Source organism: Streptomyces sp. NPDC058308 (genome assembly GCF_042880275.1).
GTDB lineage: Bacteria > Actinomycetota > Actinomycetes > Streptomycetales > Streptomycetaceae > Streptomyces.
The window spans coordinates 13,725-38,031 of sequence record NZ_JBHVZA010000014.1 but is presented as its reverse complement, the minus strand read 5'-3'; the positions used below and the strand labels follow the sequence as shown (position 1 = coordinate 38,031).

General features: G+C 72.2%; 19 protein-coding genes and 1 riboswitch. Of the genes, 16 read left to right on the top strand and 3 right to left on the bottom strand.

Features of this window, described 5'->3' with window-relative positions:
• Window positions 1-17 precede the first annotated feature (17 nt).
• Window positions 18-1,496 (bottom strand): DUF2079 domain-containing protein, encoded by a 1,479-nt coding sequence (locus ACFVYL_RS20115; RefSeq protein ID WP_389717826.1) that lies wholly within the window; start codon window positions 1,494-1,496, stop codon window positions 18-20.
• A 413-nt stretch (window positions 1,497-1,909) separates the two neighbouring features.
• Here ACFVYL_RS20115 and mfd point away from each other — a divergent pair, with 413 nt between their 5' ends.
• On the top strand, window positions 1,910-5,464 hold the full coding sequence (gene mfd, locus ACFVYL_RS20110; protein WP_389717824.1) for a transcription-repair coupling factor: 3,555 nt from the start codon (window positions 1,910-1,912) through the stop codon (window positions 5,462-5,464).
• Window positions 5,465-5,502: 38 nt separating this feature from the next.
• Here mfd and ACFVYL_RS20105 read toward each other — a convergent pair whose 3' ends face one another.
• Window positions 5,503-5,940: a nuclear transport factor 2 family protein gene (locus tag ACFVYL_RS20105; protein ID WP_389717822.1), complete on the bottom strand. Its 438-nt coding sequence runs from the start codon at window positions 5,938-5,940 to the stop codon at window positions 5,503-5,505.
• Between the two features lie 168 nt (window positions 5,941-6,108).
• On the opposite strand from ACFVYL_RS20105, the gene ACFVYL_RS20100 reads away from it, so the two are divergent.
• The 13 genes from ACFVYL_RS20100 (at window position 6,109) to ACFVYL_RS20040 (ending at window position 20,415) form a co-directional block, all read left to right on the top strand.
• Window positions 6,109-6,813: an MOSC domain-containing protein gene (locus tag ACFVYL_RS20100; protein ID WP_389717820.1), complete on the top strand. Its 705-nt coding sequence runs from the start codon at window positions 6,109-6,111 to the stop codon at window positions 6,811-6,813.
• A complete protein-coding gene (locus tag ACFVYL_RS20095) occupies window positions 6,810-7,538 on the top strand; it encodes an HNH endonuclease family protein (RefSeq protein WP_389717817.1) in 729 nt (242 codons plus the stop codon). The genes ACFVYL_RS20100 and ACFVYL_RS20095 overlap by 4 nt, the downstream gene beginning before the upstream one ends.
• A gap of 451 nt (window positions 7,539-7,989) precedes the next feature.
• Window positions 7,990-8,739: an N-acetyltransferase gene (locus ACFVYL_RS20090; RefSeq protein ID WP_389717814.1), complete on the top strand. Its 750-nt coding sequence runs from the start codon at window positions 7,990-7,992 to the stop codon at window positions 8,737-8,739.
• 166 nt (window positions 8,740-8,905) lie between these two features.
• Complete coding sequence (locus tag ACFVYL_RS20085) at window positions 8,906-9,574, top strand: SurA N-terminal domain-containing protein (RefSeq protein ID WP_389717812.1); 669 nt, start codon at window positions 8,906-8,908, stop codon at window positions 9,572-9,574.
• A gap of 248 nt (window positions 9,575-9,822) precedes the next feature.
• A complete protein-coding gene (locus tag ACFVYL_RS20080) occupies window positions 9,823-10,842 on the top strand; it encodes a nucleoside triphosphate pyrophosphohydrolase (protein ID WP_389717810.1) in 1,020 nt (339 codons plus the stop codon).
• A 42-nt stretch (window positions 10,843-10,884) separates the two neighbouring features.
• Window positions 10,885-12,894 carry a sel1 repeat family protein gene (locus ACFVYL_RS20075; protein WP_389717808.1) on the top strand — a complete coding sequence of 670 codons (2,010 nt, stop codon included), beginning with the start codon at window positions 10,885-10,887 and terminating at the stop codon, window positions 12,892-12,894.
• 38 nt (window positions 12,895-12,932) lie between these two features.
• A complete protein-coding gene (locus ACFVYL_RS20070) occupies window positions 12,933-14,270 on the top strand; it encodes a cytochrome P450 (RefSeq protein ID WP_389717806.1) in 1,338 nt (445 codons plus the stop codon).
• A 139-nt stretch (window positions 14,271-14,409) separates the two neighbouring features.
• Window positions 14,410-15,501 (top strand): transglycosylase family protein, encoded by a 1,092-nt coding sequence (locus ACFVYL_RS20065; protein WP_389717803.1) that lies wholly within the window; start codon window positions 14,410-14,412, stop codon window positions 15,499-15,501.
• 194 nt (window positions 15,502-15,695) lie between these two features.
• A riboswitch (cyclic di-AMP (ydaO/yuaA leader) is annotated at window positions 15,696-15,898 on the top strand.
• 3 nt (window positions 15,899-15,901) lie between these two features.
• Window positions 15,902-16,624, top strand: coding sequence for a transglycosylase family protein (locus tag ACFVYL_RS20060; protein WP_389717800.1), 723 nt, complete (start codon window positions 15,902-15,904; stop codon window positions 16,622-16,624).
• 353 nt (window positions 16,625-16,977) lie between these two features.
• Window positions 16,978-18,264 (top strand): phosphopyruvate hydratase, encoded by a 1,287-nt coding sequence (gene eno, locus ACFVYL_RS20055; RefSeq protein WP_389717798.1) that lies wholly within the window; start codon window positions 16,978-16,980, stop codon window positions 18,262-18,264.
• 134 nt (window positions 18,265-18,398) lie between these two features.
• Window positions 18,399-18,878: a septum formation initiator family protein gene (locus ACFVYL_RS20050; RefSeq protein WP_389717795.1), complete on the top strand. Its 480-nt coding sequence runs from the start codon at window positions 18,399-18,401 to the stop codon at window positions 18,876-18,878.
• Between the two features lie 23 nt (window positions 18,879-18,901).
• Window positions 18,902-19,435 carry a DUF501 domain-containing protein gene (locus ACFVYL_RS20045; RefSeq protein ID WP_389717793.1) on the top strand — a complete coding sequence of 178 codons (534 nt, stop codon included), beginning with the start codon at window positions 18,902-18,904 and terminating at the stop codon, window positions 19,433-19,435.
• Window positions 19,432-20,415: an exopolyphosphatase gene (locus ACFVYL_RS20040; RefSeq protein WP_389717791.1), complete on the top strand. Its 984-nt coding sequence runs from the start codon at window positions 19,432-19,434 to the stop codon at window positions 20,413-20,415. Before ACFVYL_RS20045 ends, ACFVYL_RS20040 begins: the two co-directional genes overlap by 4 nt.
• Before the next feature lie 67 nt (window positions 20,416-20,482).
• On the opposite strand, the gene ACFVYL_RS20035 is transcribed toward ACFVYL_RS20040, so the two are convergent.
• Window positions 20,483-20,701, bottom strand: a complete 219-nt coding sequence (locus ACFVYL_RS20035) for a DUF397 domain-containing protein (protein ID WP_389717789.1) — start codon at window positions 20,699-20,701, stop codon at window positions 20,483-20,485.
• A 534-nt stretch (window positions 20,702-21,235) separates the two neighbouring features.
• On the opposite strand from ACFVYL_RS20035, the gene ACFVYL_RS20030 reads away from it, so the two are divergent.
• Window positions 21,236-22,639: an NAD(P)/FAD-dependent oxidoreductase gene (locus tag ACFVYL_RS20030; protein WP_389717787.1), complete on the top strand. Its 1,404-nt coding sequence runs from the start codon at window positions 21,236-21,238 to the stop codon at window positions 22,637-22,639.
• A 286-nt stretch (window positions 22,640-22,925) separates the two neighbouring features.
• Window positions 22,926-24,221 (top strand): class I SAM-dependent methyltransferase, encoded by a 1,296-nt coding sequence (locus tag ACFVYL_RS20025; protein ID WP_389717784.1) that lies wholly within the window; start codon window positions 22,926-22,928, stop codon window positions 24,219-24,221.
• Window positions 24,222-24,307 lie beyond the last annotated feature (86 nt).

Here is a 24,307-nt window from a genome sequence, read left to right as displayed (position 1 = left end):
GTCCGGGCCCCGTGCCGTCAGTCCCTGCGCAGCAGCACGTAACCGTAGGCGGTGTCCTCCAGGACGTAACGGGCGCCGGGGTGCAGCTTGTTCGCGTACCCGACCGGGTCCTTCGTCCAGCCGTCCCGGACGTCGAGGGCGACGTAGGCGGGGACGACCGGGCGGGCCGCGCCCGTCCAGAAGACCCGGGCCCGGGAGGTCAGCCTGCTGATGGGCCCGATGTTCGCCTCCACCGTGGCGCCGGCCGGGACGCGGTCGAGCATCCGCTCCACGGCGGTGACCTGCTTGCTCTTCTCGTACGTCGCCGACTCCGTGAGGCCCGCGAGCGGCAGCGAGGTGGTGAGGGCGAGCGCGGCGACGGCGGCGAAGGCCGGGAGCCGCTCCGCGTACCGGCGCAGCCACGGCCTGCCGCTGCGGCGCGCGGAGGCGGCGGCATCGGCCAGGGCGAGCAGGATGACCGGCATCAGGACGGCGCTGTAGTGCCAGTCCGTGCCCCAGTAGTGGTCGTCGGCGGAGACGAAGCGCCAGCCGAGGGTGGGGAGCGCGATCAGGAGCAGCGGCGAGCGCAGGGCGAGCAGCCCGGTGGTGGGCAGGAGCAGCCAGAGCAGCGTGCGCAGTTTGGTCCCTGAGCCGTCGAACACTCCGGCGGCGCCGCCCGCGTCCCCGACCTTGTCCCAGTAGTCGTACCCGCCGACGGAGTTGAAGGCGGGGATGACGAGGGTGAGGGTGACCAGGGTGGCGACCGCGCCGAAGGCGGCGACGCCGAGGGCGTAGGGCATGGCCTTCGGGTCGGTGCGGCGGCACCGGATCGCCACGACCACGGCGATGGCCGCGAGGGTCAGCCCCAGGTCCTCCTTGACGAGGACGAGGGGCAGCGCCCAGAGGAGGGCGGCCCGCCAGCGCCGGCCGAGCAGCGCCTCCAGGGAGAAGGCGATCAGCGGCAGGGCGAAGCAGATCTCGTGGAAGTCGAAGTCGACGGCGCGCTGGATCCCCCACGACAGCCCGTACGCGACCCCGACGGCGAACCCCGACGTCCGCCCCAGGAGCCGGGTCGCGGCGCGCGTGACGGGCACGACGGAGACGGCGACGAGCAGCGCCTGCGCGACGAGCAGCGTGAACGGCGAGGGGAAGACCCGGTAGAAGGGCGCGAGGAGGGCGGTGACGGGGCTGAAGTGGTCGCCGAGGATGTTTGCCCCCGGCCCCTTGAGATCGGCGACCGGAGCCTGGAGGTGGGCGTACGCGCGCACGGCCTGCTCGAAGATCCCGAGGTCCCAGGAGCGGCTCTCCAGGCGCCGGTAGCGGCAGATGGACACCACGGCGTAGGCGACGGCCAGCGCGGCCGCGAGGAGGAGGGGCGCGCGGTCCCAGAGGGTGGTCCGGGCCCCGGCGCGCGGGTCGGGCGCGGGAGCGGGCGCGCCGTCCGCCGCCCGGTCCCGCGCCGGTATGAGCTCGTCGGCACGCTCCGGTGCGGTGGCGTCGGTCTTGGCTCCTGGCATGGGGTGGCTTTCTGGTGGGAGAGCGGACGGGGCGGCGGGTATCTCCGGACAGCTACGAGGATCTACTGGCCTCTACGAGGATCTCCGAACAGCTACAAGGGATCTATGGGCCTCTACGAGGATCTACGGGTATCTACGAGGATCTATGGCGAGGGGGACGGCCGGTTCGCCGGGGGCTGCGATGTGGCGTACGCCACGGTCGGGAGCGGCCACCCGGCGCCGCCGCTCGCCCGGACCCGGCGTCGCGCTCAAGTCCGGACCGCGACCCGGCGCCCGGCCGGGCCGCGCGGATCAGCCCGGAGTCGTACGCTGGAGACCCCCGGCCCGTGTGACGTGCCGGGCGGTTCGCGTTGCCCCACCCGCTTCCGGTTGGTTGCCCCACCCACTCCGGTTATCTGGACGGAAAGCCTTCAATGAGCCTGCACGGTCTGCTCGACGCTGTCGTCAAGGACTCGGCACTCGCCGAAGCGGCCAAGGCCGCGACCGACGGTCACCGTATGCACGTCGACCTGGTCGGCCCGCCCGCGGCCCGGCCCTTCGCCGTGGCGGCGCTGGCCCGCGAGTCCGGCCGCACCGTCCTCGCCGTGACGGCCACCGGCCGGGAGGCGGAGGACCTGGCCGCCGCGCTGCGCACCATCCTGCCGCCGGACGGCATCGCGGAGTACCCCTCGTGGGAGACGCTCCCGCACGAGCGGCTCTCGCCCCGCTCCGACACGGTCGGCCGCCGCCTCGCGGTGCTGCGCCGCCTGGCCCACCCCCGTACGGACGACCCGGAGACCGGCCCGGTGTCGGTGATCGTCGCGCCGGTCCGCTCGGTGCTGCAGCCGCAGGTCAAGGGGTTGGGCGAGCTGGAGCCCGTGGCGCTGCGCAGCGGGCAGACCACCGACCTGAACGAGATCGTCGAGGCGCTCGCGGCAGCGGCGTACGCCCGGGTCGAGCTGGTCGAGAAGCGCGGCGAGTTCGCCGTACGGGGCGGCATCCTCGACGTCTTCCCGCCCACCGAGGAACACCCGCTGCGCGTGGAGTTCTGGGGCGACGACGTCGAGGAGATCCGGTACTTCAAGGTCGCCGACCAGCGCTCCCTGGAAGTCGCCGAGCACGGCCTGTGGGCGCCGCCCTGCCGTGAGCTGCTGCTCACCGACGACGTGCGCGAGAAGGCCGCGGCCCTCGCCGAGCTCCACCCGGAGCTCGGCGAGCTGCTCGGGAAGATCGCCGAGGGCATCGCGGTCGAGGGCATGGAGTCCCTCGCCCCGGTCCTTGTGGACGACATGGAGCTGCTGCTCGACGTCATGCCGGAGGGCTCCATGGCGGTGGTCTGCGACCCGGAGCGGGTGCGCACGCGCGCGGCCGACCTGGTGGCGACCTCGCAGGAGTTCCTGCAGGCCAGCTGGGCGGCGACGGCGGGCGGCGGGGAGGCCCCGATCGACGTGGACGCGGCCTCGCTGTGGGGCATCGCGGACGTCCGGGACCACGCGCGCGACCTCGGCATGATGTGGTGGTCGGTCAGCCCCTTCGCCGCCGACGAGGCCCTGACACATGACGCTGACGCGCCGGGGGACGACCACACCCTCAAGCTCGGCATGCACGCCCCGGAGACGTACCGCGGCGACACCGCGAAGGCCCTCGCCGACACCAAGGGCTGGCTCGCCGACGGCTGGCGCACCGTCTACGTCACCGAGGGCCACGGCCCCGCCGCCCGCACCGTGGAGGTCCTCGGCGGCGAGGGCATCGCGGCCCGTCTGGACGGCGACCTCGGCGAGCTGACGCCCTCCGTCGTGCACGTCTCCTGCGGCTCGATCGACTACGGCTTCATCGACCCGGCGCTGAAGCTCGCCGTGCTCACCGAGACCGACCTGTCGGGGCAGAAGGCGGCGGGCAAGGACGGCCAGCGCATGCCGGCCCGCCGCCGCAAGACGATCGACCCGCTGACCCTGGAGGCCGGCGACTACATCGTCCACGAGCAGCACGGCGTCGGCCGCTACATCGAGATGGTGCAGCGCACCGTCCAGGGCGCCACCCGCGAGTACCTCGTCGTGGAGTACGCCCCCGCCAAGCGCGGCCAGCCCGGCGACCGGCTGTACATCCCCACCGACCAGCTGGAGCAGATCACCAAGTACGTGGGCGGCGAGGCCCCCACCCTGCACCGCCTGGGCGGCGCGGACTGGACGAAGACGAAGGCGCGGGCGAAGAAGGCGGTCAAGGAGATCGCCGCCGACCTCATCAAGCTGTACTCGGCCCGCATGGCGGCCCCCGGCCACGCCTTCGGCCCCGACACGCCCTGGCAGCGCGAGCTGGAGGACGCCTTCCCGTACGTGGAGACGCCCGATCAGCTCACCACGATCGCCGAGGTCAAGGAGGACATGGAGAAGACGGTCCCGATGGACCGCCTGGTCTGCGGTGACGTCGGTTACGGCAAGACGGAGATCGCGGTCCGCGCGGCGTTCAAGGCGGTGCAGGACGGCAAGCAGGTCGCGGTCCTCGTCCCCACGACGCTGCTGGTGCAGCAGCACTTCGGCACGTTCTCCGAGCGGTACTCGCAGTTTCCGGTCAGCGTGCGGGCGCTCAGCCGCTTCCAGACGGAGACCGAGTCGAAGGCGACCCTGGAGGGCCTGCGCGAGGGATCCGTGGACATCGTCATCGGCACGCACCGCCTCTTCTCCTCCGAGACCAGGTTCAAGGACCTGGGCCTGGTCATCGTCGACGAGGAGCAGCGCTTCGGCGTCGAGCACAAGGAGCAGCTGAAGAAGCTCCGCGCCAACGTCGACGTCCTGACGATGTCGGCCACCCCCATCCCCCGTACGCTCGAAATGGCGGTCACCGGCATCCGCGAGATGTCGACGATCACCACCCCGCCCGAGGAGCGCCACCCGGTCCTCACCTTCGTCGGCCCGTACGAGGAGAAGCAGATCGGCGCGGCCGTCCGCCGCGAACTCCTGCGCGAGGGCCAGGTCTTCTACATCCACAACCGGGTGGAGTCCATCGACCGCGCGGCGGCCAGGCTCCGCGACATCGTCCCCGAGGCCCGCATCGCCACCGCCCACGGCCAGATGTCCGAACAGGCCCTGGAACAGGTCGTGGTGGACTTCTGGGAGAAGAAGTTCGACGTGCTCGTCTCCACGACGATCGTCGAGTCCGGCATCGACATCTCCAACGCCAACACCCTGATCGTGGAGCGCGGCGACAACTTCGGCCTCTCCCAGCTCCACCAGCTGCGCGGCCGCGTCGGGCGTGGCCGCGACCGCGGCTACGCGTACTTCCTCTACCCCCCGGAGAAGCCCCTCACGGAGACGGCCCACGAGCGCCTCGCCACCATCGCCCAGCACACGGAGATGGGCGCGGGCATGTACGTGGCGATGAAGGACCTGGAGATCCGCGGTGCCGGAAACCTCCTCGGCGGCGAACAGTCCGGGCACATCGCGGGCGTCGGCTTCGACCTCTACGTCCGCATGGTCGGCGAGGCGGTGGCCGACTACCGCGCGTCCCTGGAGGGCGGGGTGGAGGAGGAGCCGCCGCTGGAGGTCAAGATCGAGCTCCCGGTCGACGCCCATGTCCCGCACGACTACGCGCCCGGCGAGCGCCTGCGCCTGCAGGCCTACCGCGCCATCGCCTCCGCCACCACGGAGGAGGACATCAAGGCCGTCCGCGAGGAACTCACCGACCGCTACGGCAAGCTGCCCGAGCCGGTCGAGAACCTCCTCCTGGTCGCGGGCCTGCGGATGCTCGCCCGCGCCTGCGAGGTCGGCGAGATCGTCCTGCAGGGCAACAACATCCGCTTCGCACCGGTGGACCTGCGCGAGTCGCAGGAGCTCAGGCTGAAGCGGCTCTACCCGGGAACGGTCATCAAGGCGGCCGCGCACCAGGTCCTCGTACCGCGCCCGAAGACCGCGAAGGTCGGCGGAAAGCCGCTGGTCGGGCGCGAACTGCTGGGCTGGGTCGGGGAGTTCCTCACGTCGATCCTGGGGTCGTAGGTCTTTCGTTCGGACCAGGCCGGATCGATCAGGCCGGATCAGGCCGTGGGGGTGCCGGCCGTGGGGGTGCAGGCCGCCGCTATCGACAGGCTGTTCTCGTAGAGGTGGTGCCGGGTGATCCGGCCGTTCTCGACGGTGAGGCGCAGCGCGAAGGGGCCGTCGAAGGTCTTGCCGGTGGCGCGCACCCGGCCCGAGAGGTGCCCCGTCAGGACGGCGTCTGCGCCGTCGACCAGGAAGGCGTCCACACTGGCGCGGGCGTCCTCGGCGACCGTGTGCTCCGCCAGCTCCGCGGACTGGGCGGCGCATTCGGCGCCGGTGGAGCGGGGGCGGATCCACGGCACGGCGGGGTTCTCGGCGAGCAGCCAGTCGACGTCGTCGGCGAAGATCTCCACCATCCGGCGGGTGTCCCCGGCCAGCCGGGCGGCGAGGAACTCTTCCACCACGGCGCGGGTCCGTGCGGCGGTGTCGGTGGTCATGGGGTTCTCCTAGGTCCGGAGCGGGTTCATGCGGCTGATGTGAGCGATCCTGCCCGGGGGTGGCGGGCGGGTCGATTACCGCGGAGGTAAGGGAACGCGTCGCGGAGGCGCGGGAGGCGGGCCGCTACCGTGGGCCGCGAGAGTCCGCCCAGGGGAGGGGAGAGCGCCGTGTCGCTCAAGGTCGTGGGTCTGCACCGGTTTCCGGTGAAGTCGATGCTGGGCGAGGAGCACGAGCGGCTCGTCTTCGGTCCGCGCGGCGCCGTCGGAGACCGGGAGTGGGCCCTGCGTCACCCCGACGGCAAGCTGGGCAGCGGCAAGAACCACGTCCGTTTCCGCCGCGTCCCCGGGCTCCTGGAGCACTACGCCACGTACGACGCGGACGGGCTGCCCGTCGTCACCGCGCCGGACGGCGCCACGCTGCGGCCCGGCGACCCGCGGCTGCCCGAGCGCTTCGGCGAGGGCGTCGAACTGGTCAGGGAGGGCGGGACGAGCCACAAGGACGTCTCCGCCGTCTCCCTCATCGGCACCGCCTCGCTCCGCGCGCTCGGCGACCTGCTCGGCGACGCGGACCCCGTCGACGTACGGCGGCTGCGCAAGAACATCGTCGTGGAGACCGACGAGCCATGGATCGAGGAGGACTGGGTGGGCAGGGAGATCGTCATCGGCGGCGGGCGGCAGGAGGGTGCTCTGCGGCTGCGCGGCCTCAAGCGCGTCAAGCGCTGTGTCATGGTCACCCAGGCCCAGCCCGGCCTGCCCACCGACAACCGGGTCCTCAAGACCCTCACCGCCGCCCGCGGCATGTGCATCGGGCTCCACACGGACATGGTGGCGCCCGCGCCCGTCGTCCTCGGCGACACGCTGGTCGTCCGGTGAACCGGCGTACCGTTTCCGCCCTGCTCGCCCTGGTCGCCGCCCCCGCGCTGCTCACCGGCTGCGAGCTCGGCTCCGACGACCCGGCGGGCAAGGAGGGCGCGGGCGGGCCCGCGGCGGGCGCGGGCTCCGCGCTGGCCGCCGTCGACACGCTCACCGTCAAGGGCCGCGCTCCGAAGACCGGTTACGACCGCGGCAGGTTCGGCACCCCCTGGGCCGACACCGACTCCAATCGCTGCCCGACCCGGGACGACATCCTCAAGCGCGACCTGACGGACGTCCGGTACACGGGCGGCGAGTGCCGGGTGGCGTCCGGGAGGCTCGCGCCCGACCCGTACACCGGCAAGGACGTGACGTTCCGGCGCGGCAGCAGCCAGGTCGACATCGACCACCTCGTGGCCCTCTCGGACGCCTGGCAGAAGGGCGCCTTCCGCTGGGAGCCGGGCAAGCGCATCGCCTTCGCCAACGACCCGCTCAACCTCCTGGCGGTCGACGCGGGCACCAACCGCGGCAAGAGCGACGGCGACACGGCGACCTGGCTCCCGCCGAACAAGGCGTACCGCTGCGCGTACGTGGCAGGCCAGGTCGCGGTGAAGAAGAAGTACGGGGTATGGGTGACGGGCGCGGAACGCGACGCGATGAGAAAGGTCCTGGCCACTTGCCCTGACGAGGACCTCCCGTCAGGCCCGGCCCCGACCCAGGCCCCACCCCGCTTCCACGCCCGCTGACTCAACACCCGGGGGGAGGCCCGAAGGCCCCTCCCAGGGGCGCGGGGAACTGCGCACCCAGCCCCATCGGCGCAGCAGAGAACGACGCACGGCGGGCCCCCGAAGGCGCCCTTCCCAAGGGGCGCGGGGAACTGCGCACCCAGCCCCATCGGCGCCGCAGAGAACGACGCACCGCGGGGCCCCGAAGGGGGCCTTTCCAAGGGGCGCGGGGAACTGCGCACCCAGCCCCATCGGCGCAGCAGAGAACGACGCACCGCGGGGCCCCGAAGGGGGCCTTTCCAAGGGGCGCGGGGAACTGCGCACCCAGCCCCATCGGCGCCGCAGAGAACGACGCACCGCGGGGCCCCGAAGGCGGCCTTCCCAAGGGGCGCGGGGAACTGCGCACCCAGCCCCATCGGCGCAGCAGAAAAATAAACACCGCCACCCCCGCGGGACGCGTACCGTGCGGCACATGACCCTGAAGATCACCACCCTCGCGGAGCGCCCCGAGCTCACCACCCCGCTCTGGCACCTCGCAGAGGACTGGCCGGAGTTCATCCGCCACGACCCGGTCGGCTGGTCGCTGATGGGCCGGATCGTCGCGGAACTCCCCGAGTACGTCCTGGTCGCCACCGACGAGGAGGCTGACGGCAAGGTCGTGGCCCGCGCGTTCAGCGTGCCGTTCGCGCTGCGCGACCGCGAGGACGGCGCCCTGCCCGACGGCGGCTGGGACCAGGTCCTTCTGTGGGCCTACTCCGACCTGCGGCACGGCAAGGAGACGGACACGGTCAGCGCCATCGAGATAACCGTCGACAAGTCGGCTCGGGGAACGGGCCTCTCCGGCCGGATGCTCGCGGCCATGCGGGACAACGCGCGCGCCCGCGGCTTCACCGAGGTCGTCGCGCCCGTACGCCCCAACGCCAAGCACCTCGAACCGGCCGCGTCCATCGACGAGTACGCGTACCGCACCCGCGAGGACGGCCTCCCGCACGACCCGTGGCTGCGGGTGCACGTACGGGCGGGCGGCGTCGTCGAGAAGGTCGCGCACGCCTCCATGACGGTGTCCGGCTCGGTCGCGCAGTGGCGCGAGTGGACCGGACTGCCGTTCGACGAGGAGGGCCCGGTCGAGGTGCCGGGCGCGCTGGTGCCGGTCCACTGCGAACCGGCGCGCGGCTACGGCGTGTACGTCGAGCCGAACGTATGGGTGCGGCACACGGTGTGAGGAGCGCCCCAACCTGATGGGTGCCCCAACCTGATGGGTGCCTCAACTCCCGGGAAATCGTTGGTCGAATAGGTGTCGAATGGCTGGCCGAGAAGGCAGCCACTGCCTAACATCGATCACCGCAAGACTTTGTGCTCCACCGCACAATCTCCACCGGGAGGCTCACTTGCACCGCCGTCGTCGTCGCACAGCGCTCATCCTCTCCTCGGCCGCGATCGCCGCGGTCCCTCTGCTGACCGCCTGCGGCAGCAAGGCGCACCCAGGCGCCGCGGCCGTCGTCGGCGGCGACCGCATCACGGTCGCGCAGCTGGAGGGCCGGGTGAACGAGGTGCGCGAGGCGCAGCGTGCCGCCGTCCCCGACGACGCGCAGTACTCGCAGGCCATCGCCAAGTCCGGCGGCCTCACCCGCAGCACACTGCACACGATGGTCCTGGACAAGGTCCTGCACCGCGCGGCCACCGACGCCGGGGTGAGCGTCACGCGCCGCGACATCCAGACGATGCGGACCGGCCTCGAACAGCAGGCCGGTGGCCGCAAGGCCCTGGAGCAGGGCTGGCTGCAGCAGTACAGCGTCGCCCCCGACCGCCTCGACGACAGCCTGCGCACGGAGATCGAGGCGCAGAAGCTCGCCCGCGAGTTGGGCGCGGACATGAACTCCCCGCAGGGCCAGGCGGTCTTCTGGAAGGCCCTCTCCGGCGCCTCGAAGAAGCTCGACATCGACCTGAACCCGCGCTACGGCACCTGGGACGTCGAGAAGAACAAGCGCACGGACACCAAGACGCCGTGGCTGCGCGAGGTCACCGACGCCGGGGCCGCGCAGGAGCAGCGCGCCTAGGCCCTGTCGTCAAACTCGCGTCTGCCTCGCGGCGTCTGGCACGCACGCTCGCCGCGTTGTCGGGCTCATCCCGGTACGCCCAGTACCGGGATGACCCTCCGCCTTGCGATCGCACGCACCAGACGCCGCGAGGCCGCCCTTCGGGCGAACGACGCGAGTTTGACGACAGGGCCTAGCGGACGCGAGGGCGTACGGCGTACAGCGGAAGGGGCCGGGGTGCTGTCGGCGGCCTGGGTTACGTTCGACAGGTGAACGAGACCGAGACCACGCCCCCGGCCGACGCCCCCGACGCCCCCGACGCGCCCGTCGGCCGCGTCATCCTGCTGACCACCAGCCACCGCGTCGCACCCGGCCTGCTGTCCTGGCCCGCCTGGCAGGCGCTGCACGGGGCCGACGAGGTGCTGTGCGCCGACGCGGACCACCCCCAGCTGCCGTACCTGCGCGAGGCGGGCGTGCGCGTGCGGCAGGCGGCGCCCACCGCCCAGGAGCTGGTGGACGCCTGCGCGGGCGGCCGCACGGTCCTCGTCGTCGCCACCGCCGAGGGCGACCGCGCCCTCACCGACGGCCTGGCCCGGCTCGCGGGATCGGGCCGCGTCGCCATGCCGGACCTGGAGCTCCTGCCCGCCTCGTACGACCTGCCCGGCGCCCGCCTGCTCGACGTCGTCCAGGTGATGGACCGGATCCGCGCCGAGTGCCCGTGGTCCTCGCAGCAGACGCACAAGGGCCTGGCGAAGTACGCCATCGAGGAAGCGTACGAACTGGTGGAGGCGATCGAGGAGGGTGACCGGACGGAGCTGCGCGAGGAGCTCGGTGACGTCCTGCTCCAGGTCGTCTTCCACGCGCGGATCGCCGAGGAGGGCGGCCCCGGGGAGGACGACGAGCCCTTCTCCGTCGACGACGTCGCGGGCGGCATCGTCGAGAAGCTCATCCACCGCCACCCGCACGTCTTCGGCGACGACACGGCGCGGACCCCGGAGGACGTCAAGGCGCACTGGCTGCGCACGAAGGCGCAGGAGAAGCGGCGGACCTCGGTCACCGAGGGCATCCCGCTCGGCCAGCCCGGCCTGGCCCTGGCCGCGAAGCTGGCATCGCGCGTACGCACGGCGGGACTTGAGGTCGACGTGCCCACCGGGGACGGCGTCGGATACGAGCTGCTCGACCTGGCCCTGCGGGCCGAGTCCGAGGGCGTCGACCCGGAGGCCGCCCTCCGCGCTGCCGCACGCGCCTACCGGGACGCGGTGCGGGCGGCGGAGGGGGCGGGCGCTTAGTACGGTTGCCTCCTCAGGCGGTACGAGGGCGTGGGGGCTTGTGTGGCAGCGGAGTTGGAGGTACTGGCCGCCGAGGCGGCCGACGTCCTCGTGGCGGCGATGCAGGGGGACGAGGACCGCTGGCGGACGGCCCGGGACGCGTTCGTGATGTTCTTCCGGCACTCGCGTGTCGTGGGGGCCGACACCGACCTCGACGTCGACAGGATGCGCGCGACGAGGCAGACCGTGGACCCGGAACGATTGCGGGCGGCCTGGGCCGGGGTCGTGCACCATTGCCTGAGGACCGGCGGGCGGGTGCGGGAGGGCCGCCTGCGGCTCGTCATGGCCTCCCTGGACCTCGACTCCGGCCGTGCCCTGCCCCCGGCGGCCGGCGCCGAGCCCGGCACGGCCGACGCCACCGGGCACTTCGAGATCGACTACGCGCCCCCCGCCTGGTACACCCGGGCCACGAGCACGGAGGACTCCGACGCACCGGCCGAACCCGCCGCGCGGAACTCCGTCACCGGCGGCGCGCAGAGCGCCGTCGTACAGGCCAATTCCATCCAGTCCCTCACCGTCACCACCCCGCCAGCCCCGCCCGCACCCCCGCCCGCACCCCCGCACACCGCCCCCGCCGACAGCTGGCCCCGCGTCGACCAGCTGCGCCGCCTGGGCCTCGGCGTGCGCCCCACCCGCCGCTTCACCTGGGTGAAGGCCCTGCCTCCCTACGTCGCGAGGGACTGCGACGCGGAGCTGTCCGTCCTCCTGCGGCAGGCCGCGCACCACGGCGGCCTCGTCATCGTCACGGGCGCGCCCCTGTCCGGAAAGACCTCCACGGCGTGGGCGGCCCTGCGGGCGAGCGTGCCGGAGGACTCCCGGGTCTTCGTCGCGGGCGGCGGAACGGACCTGCGCGACCTGCCCGACCAGCTCCGGGGCCGCGACGCCACGGGCACCCACATCGTGTGGCTCGACGACCTCGACGGCCACCTCGCGGAGCCCGGCACCCCCGGTGTGCTCGCCCAGCTCACCCACGACCGTGTCCTGGTCCTGGCGACGATGCGGGACGAGGCGTACGACAGACATCGCTTCGGACAGCATCCGGGCGCCCGCGTGCTGAGCGTCGCGCAGACGGTCGAGGTCGCCGCCGAGTGGAGCGAGGCGGAGCTGGCGCGGCTCGCGACGGTCGACGACCCGCGCTTCACGGACGCCGTCCGGTGGCGCGGGGACCTGGGCATCACGGAGTTCCTCGCACTCGGCCCCGACCTGTGGGAGGAGTGGCGCAGGGCGCGGCGCGCGGGCGGGCGGCTGCTCGGACACCTCCTGGTGCGCGCCGCGATCGACCTCGCGCGGTGCGGGCTCACCCGGGGCGTCACACCCAAGCTGCTGAGGCAGATCAGGCAGGAGTACGAGCCGGTGGCGGCCGACACGGCCGGGGAACCCTTCGAGGAGGCGCTCGCCTGGGCCACCGCGCCCCGGCACGGCGTGACCGGCCTGCTCGTACCGGGGGAGTGGCCCGGCACCTGGCGGGCGTACGGCTCGCTGGTCGCGGACGCGGCCCGCTCGGACCCGGCGGTGCCGGACCGCGTGTGGACCCGCGCGTACGAGGAGCTGGAGCCGCACGACCCGGCCGAGCTGGAGGGCCTGGTGGCCGCCTTCCGCGCGGCCCTGACGCCCCGCGCCGAGGGCGGGGACGCCCACGTCATGACGTGGCTCGGCCTGCTGGCCCAGGACGAGGGGGAGACGGAGACCGCCGAGCACTGGTTCCGCGAGGCCGCGGCCCGCGGGAACACCCGCGCCGCCGGCCGCCTCGGCCACCTCCTCGCCACCCGCGTCGCGTACCCGGAAGCGGTCCCTCACCTGACGGCCGCCGCCGACGCGGGCGAGGCCGGGGCGGCCGCCCTGCTCGGCCAGGTCCACCAGCACCTCGCCGTCCACTACTTCCGCATCGCCGCGGCCGACGGCGACGCCTCGGCCACCCGGCGGCTGGGGGGCCTGCTCCGCCCGACCGGCAAGGAACCCGGACAGGACCCGATCCGGGACGCCGGCCCGGACGCCGGCATGGACCCCGGCTAGGTCCGTGCGGCGCCCACCCTGGGGATACCGTCGACCGCATGCACGACCAGCCGCCCACGCCCTGCCCCGCAGGAACCACGTCCGCAGGAGCCACGCCCGCCCCCGGGACGCCCCCGCCCCCGCAGCCCGAACTCTTCACCTGGGAGTTCGCCACCGACCCCTACCCGGCGTACGCCTGGCTGCGCGAGAACTCCCCGGTGCACCGCACCACGCTGCCCAGCGGCGTGGAGGCCTGGCTCGTCACCCGGTACGCGGACGCGCGGCAGGCCCTCGCGGACCAGCGGCTCAGCAAGAACCCGGCCCACCACGACGAGCCCGCCCACGCCAAGGGCAAGACCGGCATCCCCGGCGAGCGCAAGGCCGAGCTGATGACGCATCTGCTCAACATCGACCCGCCGGACCACACCCGCCTGCGCCGGCTCGTCGCGAAGGCGTTCACGCCGCGCCGGGTGGCCGAATTCGCGCCGCGCGTGCAGGAGCTGACGGACTCCCTCATCGACGCGCTTCTCGACAAGCACGGCGTGGCGGAGGGCGAGGCCGACCTCATCCACGAGTTCGCCTTCCCCCTCCCCATCTACGCCATCTGCGACCTGCTCGGCGTCCCCCGCGAGGACCAGGACGACTTCCGGGACTGGGCGGGCATGATGATCCGCCACGGGGGCGGGCCCAGGGGCGGTGTGGCCCGGTCGGTGAAGAAGATGCGCGGCTATCTCGCCGAGCTCATCCACAGGAAGCGCCTCGACCCGGGCGAGGACCTCATCTCCGGGCTCATCAAGGCCTCCGACCACGGCGAGCACCTCACCGAGAACGAGGCGGCGGCCATGGCCTTCATCCTGCTCTTCGCAGGCTTCGAGACCACCGTCAATCTCATCGGCAACGGCCTGTACGCGCTGCTCACCCACCCCGAACAGCGCGAGCGGCTGCAGCGGGCGCTGGCCGATGGCGACACCGGGCTCCTGGCGACCGGCGTCGAGGAACTCCTGCGCTTCGACGGGCCCGTCGAGCTCGCCACCTGGCGGTTCGCGACGGAGGCGGTCCGCGTCGGCGGGCAGGACATCGCCGCGGGCGACCCCGTCCTCGTCGTGCTCGCCGCCGCCGACCGCGATCCGGCCCGCTTCGACCGGCCCGACACCCTGGACCTTTCCCGCCGCGACAACCAGCACCTCGGATACGGGCACGGAATCCACTACTGCCTCGGTGCTCCGCTCGCCCGGCTGGAGGGGCAGACCGCCCTCTCGACGCTGCTCAGACGCCTCCCCGACCTGGAACTCGCGTCGGATCCGGCCGATTTGCGGTGGCGTGGCGGGCTGATCATGCGGGGACTGCGGACGCTGCCGGTGAAGTTCACAAACGCACAGCCACCGGCCGGGGGCTGACGGGCCGTCACGACTGTGATGTTCACGTGATCTCCGCTGCATCGACTTGTGACAAGCGTTCGACTGCGGCTACGTTCACGACGACTTGGGCGCCCCCGGGCGCCCCAGCCGTCGCTGCAGTCTCCTGAAAGGCAACCGCATGCTCTCCGGTCAAGGTCGTCACCGACGCCCCCGCCAGGCCCCGGCTCTCATCGTCGCGGCAGGCGTCACCGGATCAGCCATCGCCATCCCACTGCTCGCCGCCACCAGCGCGAGCGCCGCCTCCACCGACACGTGGGACAAGCTCGCCCAGTGCGAGAGCGGCGGCGCGTGGAGCGCGAACCCCGGCAACGGTTATTACGGAGGGCTCCAGCTCTCCCAGGACACCTGGGAGAGCCACGGCGGCCTCGACTACGCGCCCAGCGCCGACCAGGCCTCCAAGTCCCAGCAGATCTCCGTCGCCGAGAAGGTCCTCGGCGACCGGGGCACCGCCGCCTGGCCGAGCTGCGCGCCGATCGCCGGGCTCACCGACGGCGGCGCCGCGGCCGACGTGGACCCGGGCGCGCCCGTCACCGGGGAGCCGTCCGACCCGTCCGCCCCGTCCGACCCGTCGGGCTCGACCGGCGACGACGAACCCGAGGGCTCCAAGGACTCCAAGGGCTCCAAGGACTCCGGCAGCGCCGATGACTCCGGCGACTCCAAGGGCGCGGAGAAGGGCGAGCCGTCCGCCGACCCGTCCAACTCGGCCGATCCGTCCGCCGATCCCTCCGACGACCCGTCCGCGGACCCGGAGAAGCCCTCCGGCGACCCGGGCGACGCGCGAGACAAGAATCACGACGAGTCGGGTGAAAAGGGCGACAAGGGTCACAAGGGCGGGGCGGGTGACGCCGACGGCGCGTCCGGCTCCGGCAAGTCCGGGGAGAAGGACGGCACTTCGCCCGACGCCGAGGACGCGACCGCACCCTCCGAGGGATCGGGCTCCTCCGCGGGGCGCCACCGAGGCGACCGCGCGGACGAGGACGAGAGTGCGGGAGGGCGTCCCGGACGGCACGCCTCGCGCGGCGAGGAGCGCACCGGCGCGGTCGCCGACGGGACGTACACGGTGCGCTCCGGGGACAGTCTCTCGGTCATCGCGGACGACCTCGACGTCGAGGGCGGCTGGCACGAGCTCTACACCGAGAACAAGAAGACCGTCGGCGACGACCCGGACCTCATCCTCCCCGGTCAGAGCCTCGATCTGGGCGAAAAGTAACGGTAGTTGACGAAGAGTCGGGCGGGGCCTTCACGCCGTATGTCCGCTTTGGCGCGAGTGAGACATGAGTCTCAGAAGCCCTGATCGTCTTTGAAATTGTGTGGAAGACGTGATTACCGTCGTCACCGCTCGCCACTGGTGGGCCCCGCCGGTCGGTACGCCGAATCCTGCCAACGGCCGGACGGGAACAGTCGTCGCTTCGAGCGCCGTAGGCAGGAGCGGGGGACCCAAGGTTTGTGCCGGGTCCGTCCGTTGAGGGGACGCACAGCGAGAAGGCTGTGCGCCGCGAGACGGACGGGAACGGCTAGGGGTGAAGCCGCGCTCTGAGGAGCGCGGCCGGGCAACCACATCGGCCCGAACCCGACAGCTCACCTCGCAGGCGTCGGTGAGGGGATCACTCATGCTGTTTTCCAGCAAGGGCAAGCACCGTCGTCCGTCCAAGGCCACCCGGGTCGCCACGCTCGCCGGCGTCACCGGTGTCGCGGTCGCCGCCCCGCTGATGGCCGCCGGTTCGGCCTCCGCCGCCACCGACCAGGAGTGGGACGCCGTCGCCCAGTGCGAGGCGGGCGGCAACTGGTCGATCAACACCGGCAACGGCTACCAGGGCGGTCTGCAGTTCTCGCCGTCCACCTGGGCCGCGTACGGCGGCACGAAGTACGCGCCCTCCGCCGACAAGGCGTCCAAGGCCCAGCAGATCGAGATCGGCGAGAAGGTCCTCGCGGGTCAGGGCAAGGGTGCCTGGCCGAGCTGTGGCGTCGGCCTCTCGGGCGCCTCGAACCACAGCGGCGGCGGCTCGCAGCAGCAGGCCCCGCAGCAGGCCCCGCAGCAGCAGGAGTCCAAGCCGCAGCAGACGCAGCCGCAGGCCGCTCCGAAGCAGCAGCAGGCCGCTCCGAAGCCGCAGCCCGCGCCGCAGACCGAGAGCAAGAAGACCGTCGAGACCCCGACCGGCAAGACGGTCAAGAAGGGCGACGGCGAGTACAAGGTCAAGACGGGCGACACCCTGTCCAAGATCGCCGAGGCGAAGCACGTCAAGGGCGGCTGGCACAAGGTCTACAAGCTCAACGGCGACATCATCGACAACGCCGACATGATCTACCCGGGCCAGCAGCTGCACCTCAGCTAAAGCCCCGGCTCCACCCGGCCGTGCCTCGGCGGACGCACGGCCGCCCCCGTCCCCACGGGCTCCCCGCCCCGGTGCGCGTATCCCCCGTACGCACCGGGGCGGGGCCATGTCCGCCCCCGTGTCCGCCGCCGGAATGCCGCGGTCCTGGCCTGCCCGGCCGCCCGGCTTGTTCGCTACGAGCGAGTAGAAACGCGGCCCATCGTCCTGTTTCCGGGGGATTTGGCCGCTTCTCCGTCCCACGGGACGGGCGGTCGGCTGGCTGAAGCCCCGGAGCCGGTTAGGCTCAGGAGACGCAGGGCCGAAACGGTCTGTTCCCTCGCGTATTCGCGTCACACTCCCAGAAGGAGATGCTCGTGCCGTCCATCGACGTCGTCGTAGCCCGGGAAATCCTGGACTCCCGAGGCAACCCCACGGTCGAGGTCGAGGTCGGCCTCGACGACGGCAGCACCGGTCGTGCCGCCGTTCCGTCCGGTGCCTCCACCGGTGCCTTCGAGGCCATCGAACTCCGTGACGGTGACCCCAACCGTTACCAGGGCAAGGGTGTCGAGAAGGCCGTCCTCGCCGTCATCGAGCAGATCGGCCCGGAGCTCGTCGGCTACGACGCCACCGAGCAGCGCCTGATCGACCAGGCCATGTTCGACCTGGACGCCACCGACAACAAGGGCTCGCTCGGCGCCAACGCCATCCTCGGCGTCTCGCTCGCCGTCGCGCACGCCGCCTCCGAGGCCAGCGACCTGCCGCTGTTCCGCTACCTCGGCGGCCCGAACGCGCACCTGCTGCCCGTCCCGATGATGAACATCCTGAACGGCGGGTCGCACGCCGACTCGAACGTCGACATCCAGGAATTCATGATCGCCCCGATCGGCGCGGAGTCCTTCTCCGAGGCCCTGCGCTGGGGCACCGAGGTCTACCACACCCTCAAGAAGGTGCTGAAGGAGAAGGGCCTCTCCACCGGCCTCGGCGACGAGGGCGGCTTCGCCCCGAACCTGGACTCCAACCGGGCCGCGCTCGACCTCATCCTGGAGGCCATCAAGCAGGCCGGTTACGTCCCCGGTGAGCAGGTCGCGCTCGCCCTCGACGTCGCCGCGTCCGAGTTCTACAAGGACGGCTCCTACGAGTTCGAGGGCAAGTCCCGCTCGGCCGCCGAGATGACCGAGTACTACGCGGAGCTCGTCGCCTCGTACCCGCTGGTCTCCATCGAGGACCCGCTGTTCGAGGACGACTGGGCCGGCTGGAACACCATCACCGAGAAGCTCGGCGACAAGGTGCAGCTCGTCGGCGACGACCTGTTCGTCACCAACCCCGAGCGCCTGGCCCGCGGCATCGAGGAGAACTCGGCCAACGCCCTGCTCGTCAAGGTCAACCAGATCGGTTCGCTGACCGAGACCCTGGACGCCGTCGAGATGGCCCAGCGCAGCGGCTTCAAGTGCATGATGTCGCACCGCTCCGGCGAGACCGAGGACGTCACCATCGCCGACCTGGCCGTCGCCACCAACTGCGGCCAGATCAAGACCGGCGCCCCGGCCCGCTCCGAGCGCGTCGCCAAGTACAACCAGCTGCTTCGCATCGAGGAGATCCTCGACGACGCCGCGGTCTACGCCGGCCGCAGCGCGTTCCCGCGCTTCCGCTCCGCGGAGTAGCAGAACCGGCGCAGCGGCCGGAGCACTGCCCAGTAGCTCTCGCCGCCACGTGGTTACCTACGTCCCCGCACCCGGTCCCGTACCGTGTGCGGGGACGTACGTACGTGCAGGCGCTGCGCTGGGGAGGCGGAACCATGGCCAAGGCCGGGACCAAGGACCGGTTCTCCACCGCGACCCGCCTGCGGCTGCTCGGCGAGCAGACCGCCGAGCGCGTCTACCGCTCCCAGACCAAGCGCCAGGCCCGGCGCTCCCGGCTGACCGGCCGCGCCGCTCTTCTCGCGCTCGTGCTCTGCTCGTTGGTCGTCGCGCTCGCGTACCCGATGCGGCAGTACGTCTCCCAGCGCGCCGAGATCGACGACCTGCGCCGGCAGCAGGCCGAGCACCAGGCGGACGTCGAGAAGCTGCGCGACGAGAAGGCCCGTTGGCAGGACGACGCGTACGCGGAGCAGCGCATCCGGGACCGCCTGCACTACGTGATGCCGGGCGAGACCGGATTCACGGTGATCGACCCCGCGGCGGCCAAGAGCCGGCGCACGGACCGGGGGGCGGCCTCGCGCCCCTGGTACTCGAACGTCTGGGACGGCGTCGACAAGGCCGACCGCCCCGACGACTGACCCACGGACATGGAAAGACAGGCATGCACACGCCTCCGCCGACCACCCCGCGCACCGAGCCGACCGACGCCGACGTCGAGGCCTTCAAGCAGCAGCTCGGCCGCCCGCCGCGCGGCCTGCGGGCCATCGCGCACCGCTGCCCCTGCGGACAGCCGGACGTCGTCGAGACGGCGCCGCGCCTCCCGGACGGCACGCCGTTCCCGACGACGTACTACCTGACGTGCCCGCGGGCCGCGTCCGCGATCGGCACGCTGGAAGCCAACGGCGTGATGAAGGAGATGTCGGAGCGGCTGCGGACGGACCCCGAACTGGCCGCCGCCTACCGCGCGGCGCACGAGGACTACATCGCCCGCCGCGACGCCATCGAGGTCCTCGATGGCTTCCCGAGCGCGGGCGGCATGCCGGACCGCGTGAAGTGCCTGCACGTCCTGGTCGGCCACTCGCTGGCCGCGGGACCCGGCGTGAACCCGCTGGGCGACGAGGCCATCGCGATGCTTCCGGAGTGGTGGGCCAAGGGTCCCTGCGTCACGCCGTGCGCCACCGAGGAGACCGAGTGACCCGCGTCGCCGCCATCGACTGCGGCACCAACTCGATCCGCCTGCTCGTCGCGGACGCCGACCCCGTCACCGGCGAACTGGTCGACCTGGACCGCCGGATGACGATCGTCCGGCTCGGCCAGGGCGTCGACCGGACGGGCCGCCTCGCCCCCGACGCGCTTGAGCGCACCTTCGCGGCGTGCCGTGAGTACGCCGCCGTCATCAAGGAGCACGGCGCCGAGCGCGTCCGCTTCGTCGCCACCTCCGCGTCCCGCGACGCGGAGAACCGCGACGAGTTCGTCAGCGGCGTCCTGGACATCCTCGGCGTCGAACCGGAGGTCATCAGCGGTGACCAGGAGGCGGAGTTCTCCTTCACCGGCGCGACCAAGGAGCTGACAGGGCGGGACGACCTCGCCACGCCCTACCTGGTCGTGGACATCGGCGGCGGCTCCACCGAGTTCGTGGTCGGCACCGACCAGGTGCAGGCGGCCCGCTCGGTCGACGTCGGCTGCGTCCGCATGACCGAACGCCATCTCGTCCGCGACGGGGCCGTCACCGACCCGCCGGAGTCGGCGCAGCTCGACGCGATCCGCGCCGACATCGAGGCGGCGCTCGACCTCGCCGAGCGGACGGTCCCCCTCAAGGAGGCCCGCACGCTCGTGGGCCTGGCGGGCTCGGTGACCACCGTCGCCGCGATCGCGCTGGGCCTCGACACGTACGACTGGCGGGCGATCCACCACTCCCGGATCCCGTACGAGCAGGTCAGCGCCATCGTGGAGCGGCTGACCCACGCCACGCACGACGAGCGCGCCGCGATCCCGGTGATGCACGCGGGCCGCGTCGACGTCATCGCGTCCGGCGCCCTGGTGCTGCTCGCGATCATGGACAGGGTGGGTGCCCGCGAGGTCGTCGTCTCGGAGCACGACATCCTCGACGGCATCGCGTACAAGGTGGCGCAGGAGATCGAGGACCAGGCACAGGCCGCCCCCGACCTCTCCTGAGGCCGGGGGCGGGGCGGTGCTCGCCGGTCAGCCGTCGCCGGTCAGCCGTGCCGTTCAACCGTGCCGGTCAGCCGAACTCGCCGTCCCGTGTGCCGTCCCGGAAGGCGGACCACTCGTCCCGGGTGAAGCGAAGGTCCCCCCGGCCGGGGTTGCGCGAGTCGCGCAGGGCCACGGCGCCGTGCGGAAGCACGGCCACCTCGACGCAGTTGCCGTCGGGCCCGCTGTAGCTGCTCTTGTGCCACTTCGCCCGGGTCAGATCCAGGGCGTACAGGTCTTCTTTCCGCATGGGAAACCTCCCTCGTGGGCTTGCCCCCACTCTCCGCGCGGCGCCGGGCGGCTGCGCGGAGGGCTGGGCCGAACGGGGGACGGCCCGCACGGGTCGGGGAGCAGGTCGGGGAGCGGGTCCGGGAGGGGTACGCCTGAGCGCGTCCTGTACCGTCTGAGCGGTCGCCAGGGGGGTCGAAGGGCTCTGCGGCGACAGCGCGTCGGGAAACTTCGTGAAGTTCTTCACAAGGAAAACGGCCCTGATGGGCGAGGTGAGGGGGTCCCTGGCCTCCGAACGGGGTTCGCGCCGGGCGTGCAGCGTGGGATCGGAGCGGTGCGCGGGCGCGGACGAAGCGCTTCGCGCTCCAGTGGTCCACTCCGTACGAGGCCTCGGAGCGCAGCTCACAAGGGGTGAACAACGACTCGTGTGGCACCGTGGTTCCCCTGCGGCGCCATGACCTCCGTCACGTGGGCGGCGAAGTGTAGCAGAGGGCCTCCGTATGCTTGTGAAGGGGCGCACGAGCGACCCCCGTCCGGCGGGTGGATACTCGATGGCATGAGCACCACGGAGCGTCCCAGGATCCTCGTAGTAGGCGGTGGGTACGTAGGCCTGTACGCAGCTCGGCGCATTCTCAAGAAGATGCGCTTCGGAGAGGCGACCGTCACGGTCGTCGACCCCCGTTCGTACATGACCTACCAGCCCTTCCTCCCCGAAGCCGCCGCAGGCAGCATCTCGCCTCGGCACGTCGTCGTACCGCTGCGACGCGTACTGCCGAGGGCCGAGGTCCTCACCGGCCGGGTCACCACCATCGACCAGGACCGCAAGGTGGCCACGGTCGCGCCGCTCGTCGGCGAGGCCTACGAGCTGCCCTTCGACTACCTCGTCATCGCGATGGGCGCGGTCTCCCGCACCTTCCCGATCCCCGGCCTCGCCGAGCAGGGCATCGGCATGAAGGGCATCGAGGAGGCCATCGGCCTGCGCAACCACGTCCTCGAGCAGCTCGACAAGGCTGACTCCACGACGGACGAGGAGGTCCGCCGCAAGGCGTTGACCTTCGTCTTCGTCGGCGGTGGCTTCGCGGGTGCGGAGACCATCGGCGAGGTCGAGGACATGGCCCGCGACGCGGCCAAGTACTACAGCAACGTCAAGCGCGAGGACATGCGCTTCGTGCTCGTCGACGTCGCGGACAAGATCCTTCCCGAGGTCGGCCCGAAGCTCGGCCAGTACGGCAAGGAGCACCTGGAAGGCCGCGGTGTCGAGGTCTACCTCAAGACCGGCATGGACTCCTGCGTGGACGGTCACGTGGTCCTGAACAACGGCCTGGAGGTCGACTCCAACACCATCGTGTGGACCGCGGGCGTCAAGCCGAACCCGGCGCTGTCCCGCTTCGGTCTGCCGCTCGGCCCGCGCGGCCACGTGGACACCCAGACGACGCTCCAGGTGCAGGGCACGGACTACATCTGGGCCGCGGGCGACAACGCCCAGGTGCCGGACGTGGTCGGCCGCAAGGCCGGCAACGAGAACGCCTGGTGCCCGCCGAACGCCCAGCACGCGCTGCGTCAGGCGAAGGTCCTCGGCGACAACGTGATCTCCGGCATGCGGGGCTTCCCGCAGAAGGAGTACAGCCACGCCAACAAGGGTGCGGTCGCCGGTCTCGGCCTGCACAAGGGCGTCGCGATGATCGTCATGGGCAAGATGAAGATCAAGCTCAAGGGCCGTCTCGCCTGGTACATGCACCGCGCGTACCACGGCATGGCGATGCCGACGTTCAACCGCAAGATCCGCGTCTTCGCGGACTGGACGCTGGGCATGTTCCTCAAGCGCGAGGTCGTCTCGCTCGGCGCCATGGAGACGCCGCGCGAGGAGTTCTACGAGGCGGCCAAGCCCGCCCCGAAGCCCGCGGCCGCGGCCGAGCCGGCTCCCGCGGTGAAGACCGAGGAGCGGGCGAAGGCCTCCTGACCTCGCGTCGCTGATCCACCCCGAAGGGGGCCGCCCGCCATCCGTGGTGCGGGCGGCCCCCTTCGGCGTACCCGGAGACAGGCCCCCTTCGGCGCACCCGCAGACAGGGCTTCTTCGGCACCCCGTGAGCAAGTAGGTGTGATGGGCATCTATTTTGCCTTTCCGTGACGCCGCAACGGGACTGCGCCTGGGGGGCTCTGGTGTTTACGTGGTGTTGGACCGTCCCGGGACCCGCCTCCCCGAGCCCCGATTCCCCGGGCGGGGGAGGCCCATTCGGAGGTGCGTCATGCACGACGCCGCACTGCGGCTGAAGAATCTCGCCGAGCAGCTCATCGGAGCCCCGCTCCCCGTGCGCATCCGCGCCTGGGACCGGTCGGAGGCGGGCCCGCCGGGCGCCCCCGTCGTCGTCGTGCGCAACCGCCGAGCCCTGCGCCATCTCCTGTGGAAGCCCGGCGAGCTCGGCCTCGCCCGCGCCTGGGTGGCCGGGGACCTGGACGTCGACGGCGATCTGTACGAGGTCCTCGACCGGCTCGCGGAGTACATCTGGGAGCGCGACGAGGACGCCGGGGGACTGCGGGAAGCCCTGCGCGACCCGAAGGTCCGCGCCGCCGCCCGCTCGCTGCTCGCCCTCTCGGCGCCCTTCCTGCCGCCCTCCCCGCCGCCCGAGGAGATGCGCAGACACGGCCGGCTCCACCGCCACACCAAGGGCAGCGACCGGCAGGCCATCAGCCACCACTACGACGTCGGCAACGACTTCTACGAGCTGGTCCTCGGCCCCTCGATGGTCTACTCGTGCGCGTACTGGGAGTCGCCCGACTCCACCCTGGAGGACGCCCAGCGCGACAAGCTCGACATCGTCTCGCGCAAGCTCGGCCTGAAGCCCGGCATGCGCCTGCTCGACGTCGGCTGCGGCTGGGGCTCCATGGCGATCCACGCGGCCCGCGAGCACGGCGTGAGCGTCGTGGGCGTCACCCTCTCGCAGGAACAGGCCACCTACGCCAGGAAGCGGATCGCCGAGGAGGGGCTGACGGACCGCATCGAGATCCGCGTCCAGGACTACCGCGACGTACGCGACGGGCCCTACGACGCCATCAGCTCCATCGGCATGGCCGAACACGTCGGCGCCGAGCGCTACCTGGAGTACGCGCACGACCTGTACGCCCTCCTGCGCCCCGGCGGACGGCTGCTCAACCACCAGATCGCGCGGCGCCCGCAGGCCGACGAGTCCGCGTACAGCGTGGACGAGTTCATCGACGCGTACGTCTTCCCCGACGGGGAGCTGGCGCCCGTGGGCAGCACGGTCGCGCTCCTGGAGCGGGCCGGTTTCGAGGTCCGCGACCTGGAGGCCATCCGCGAGCACTACGCCCTCACGCTGCGCCGCTGGGTCGCGAACCTGGAGGCGCACTGGGCCGAGGGCCAGCGCCTCACCTCACCGGGCCGGGCCCGCATCTGGCGCCTCTACATGGCCGCCTCCGCCCTGGCCTTCGAACGCAACCGCATCGGCGTGAACCAGGTCCTGGCGGTGAAGACCCCGGAGGCGGGAGCTTCGGAGATGCCGCTGCGCGCCAGATCCTGGCGATAGCAACCAGCAGGTCCGGCGCGCGGTTCCAGCCCGCCCGGCGAGTGGTTCCAGCCGGTCCGGCGCGCGGTTTCAGCCCGTCCGGCGAG

Coding starts and splice junctions, on each gene's coding strand:
- ACFVYL_RS20115 (WP_389717826.1), bottom strand. CDS start 1,496: ATGCCAGGAGCCAAGACCGACGCCACCGCACCGGAGCGTGCCGACGAG.
- mfd (WP_389717824.1), top strand. CDS start 1,910: ATGAGCCTGCACGGTCTGCTCGACGCTGTCGTCAAGGACTCGGCACTC.
- ACFVYL_RS20105 (WP_389717822.1), bottom strand. CDS start 5,940: ATGACCACCGACACCGCCGCACGGACCCGCGCCGTGGTGGAAGAGTTC.
- ACFVYL_RS20090 (WP_389717814.1), top strand. CDS start 7,990: ATGACCCTGAAGATCACCACCCTCGCGGAGCGCCCCGAGCTCACCACC.
- ACFVYL_RS20070 (WP_389717806.1), top strand. CDS start 12,933: ATGCACGACCAGCCGCCCACGCCCTGCCCCGCAGGAACCACGTCCGCA.
- ACFVYL_RS20065 (WP_389717803.1), top strand. CDS start 14,410: ATGCTCTCCGGTCAAGGTCGTCACCGACGCCCCCGCCAGGCCCCGGCT.
- ACFVYL_RS20060 (WP_389717800.1), top strand. CDS start 15,902: ATGCTGTTTTCCAGCAAGGGCAAGCACCGTCGTCCGTCCAAGGCCACC.
- ACFVYL_RS20050 (WP_389717795.1), top strand. CDS start 18,399: ATGGCCAAGGCCGGGACCAAGGACCGGTTCTCCACCGCGACCCGCCTG.
- ACFVYL_RS20045 (WP_389717793.1), top strand. CDS start 18,902: ATGCACACGCCTCCGCCGACCACCCCGCGCACCGAGCCGACCGACGCC.
- ACFVYL_RS20035 (WP_389717789.1), bottom strand. CDS start 20,701: ATGCGGAAAGAAGACCTGTACGCCCTGGATCTGACCCGGGCGAAGTGG.
- ACFVYL_RS20030 (WP_389717787.1), top strand. CDS start 21,236: ATGAGCACCACGGAGCGTCCCAGGATCCTCGTAGTAGGCGGTGGGTAC.
- ACFVYL_RS20025 (WP_389717784.1), top strand. CDS start 22,926: ATGCACGACGCCGCACTGCGGCTGAAGAATCTCGCCGAGCAGCTCATC.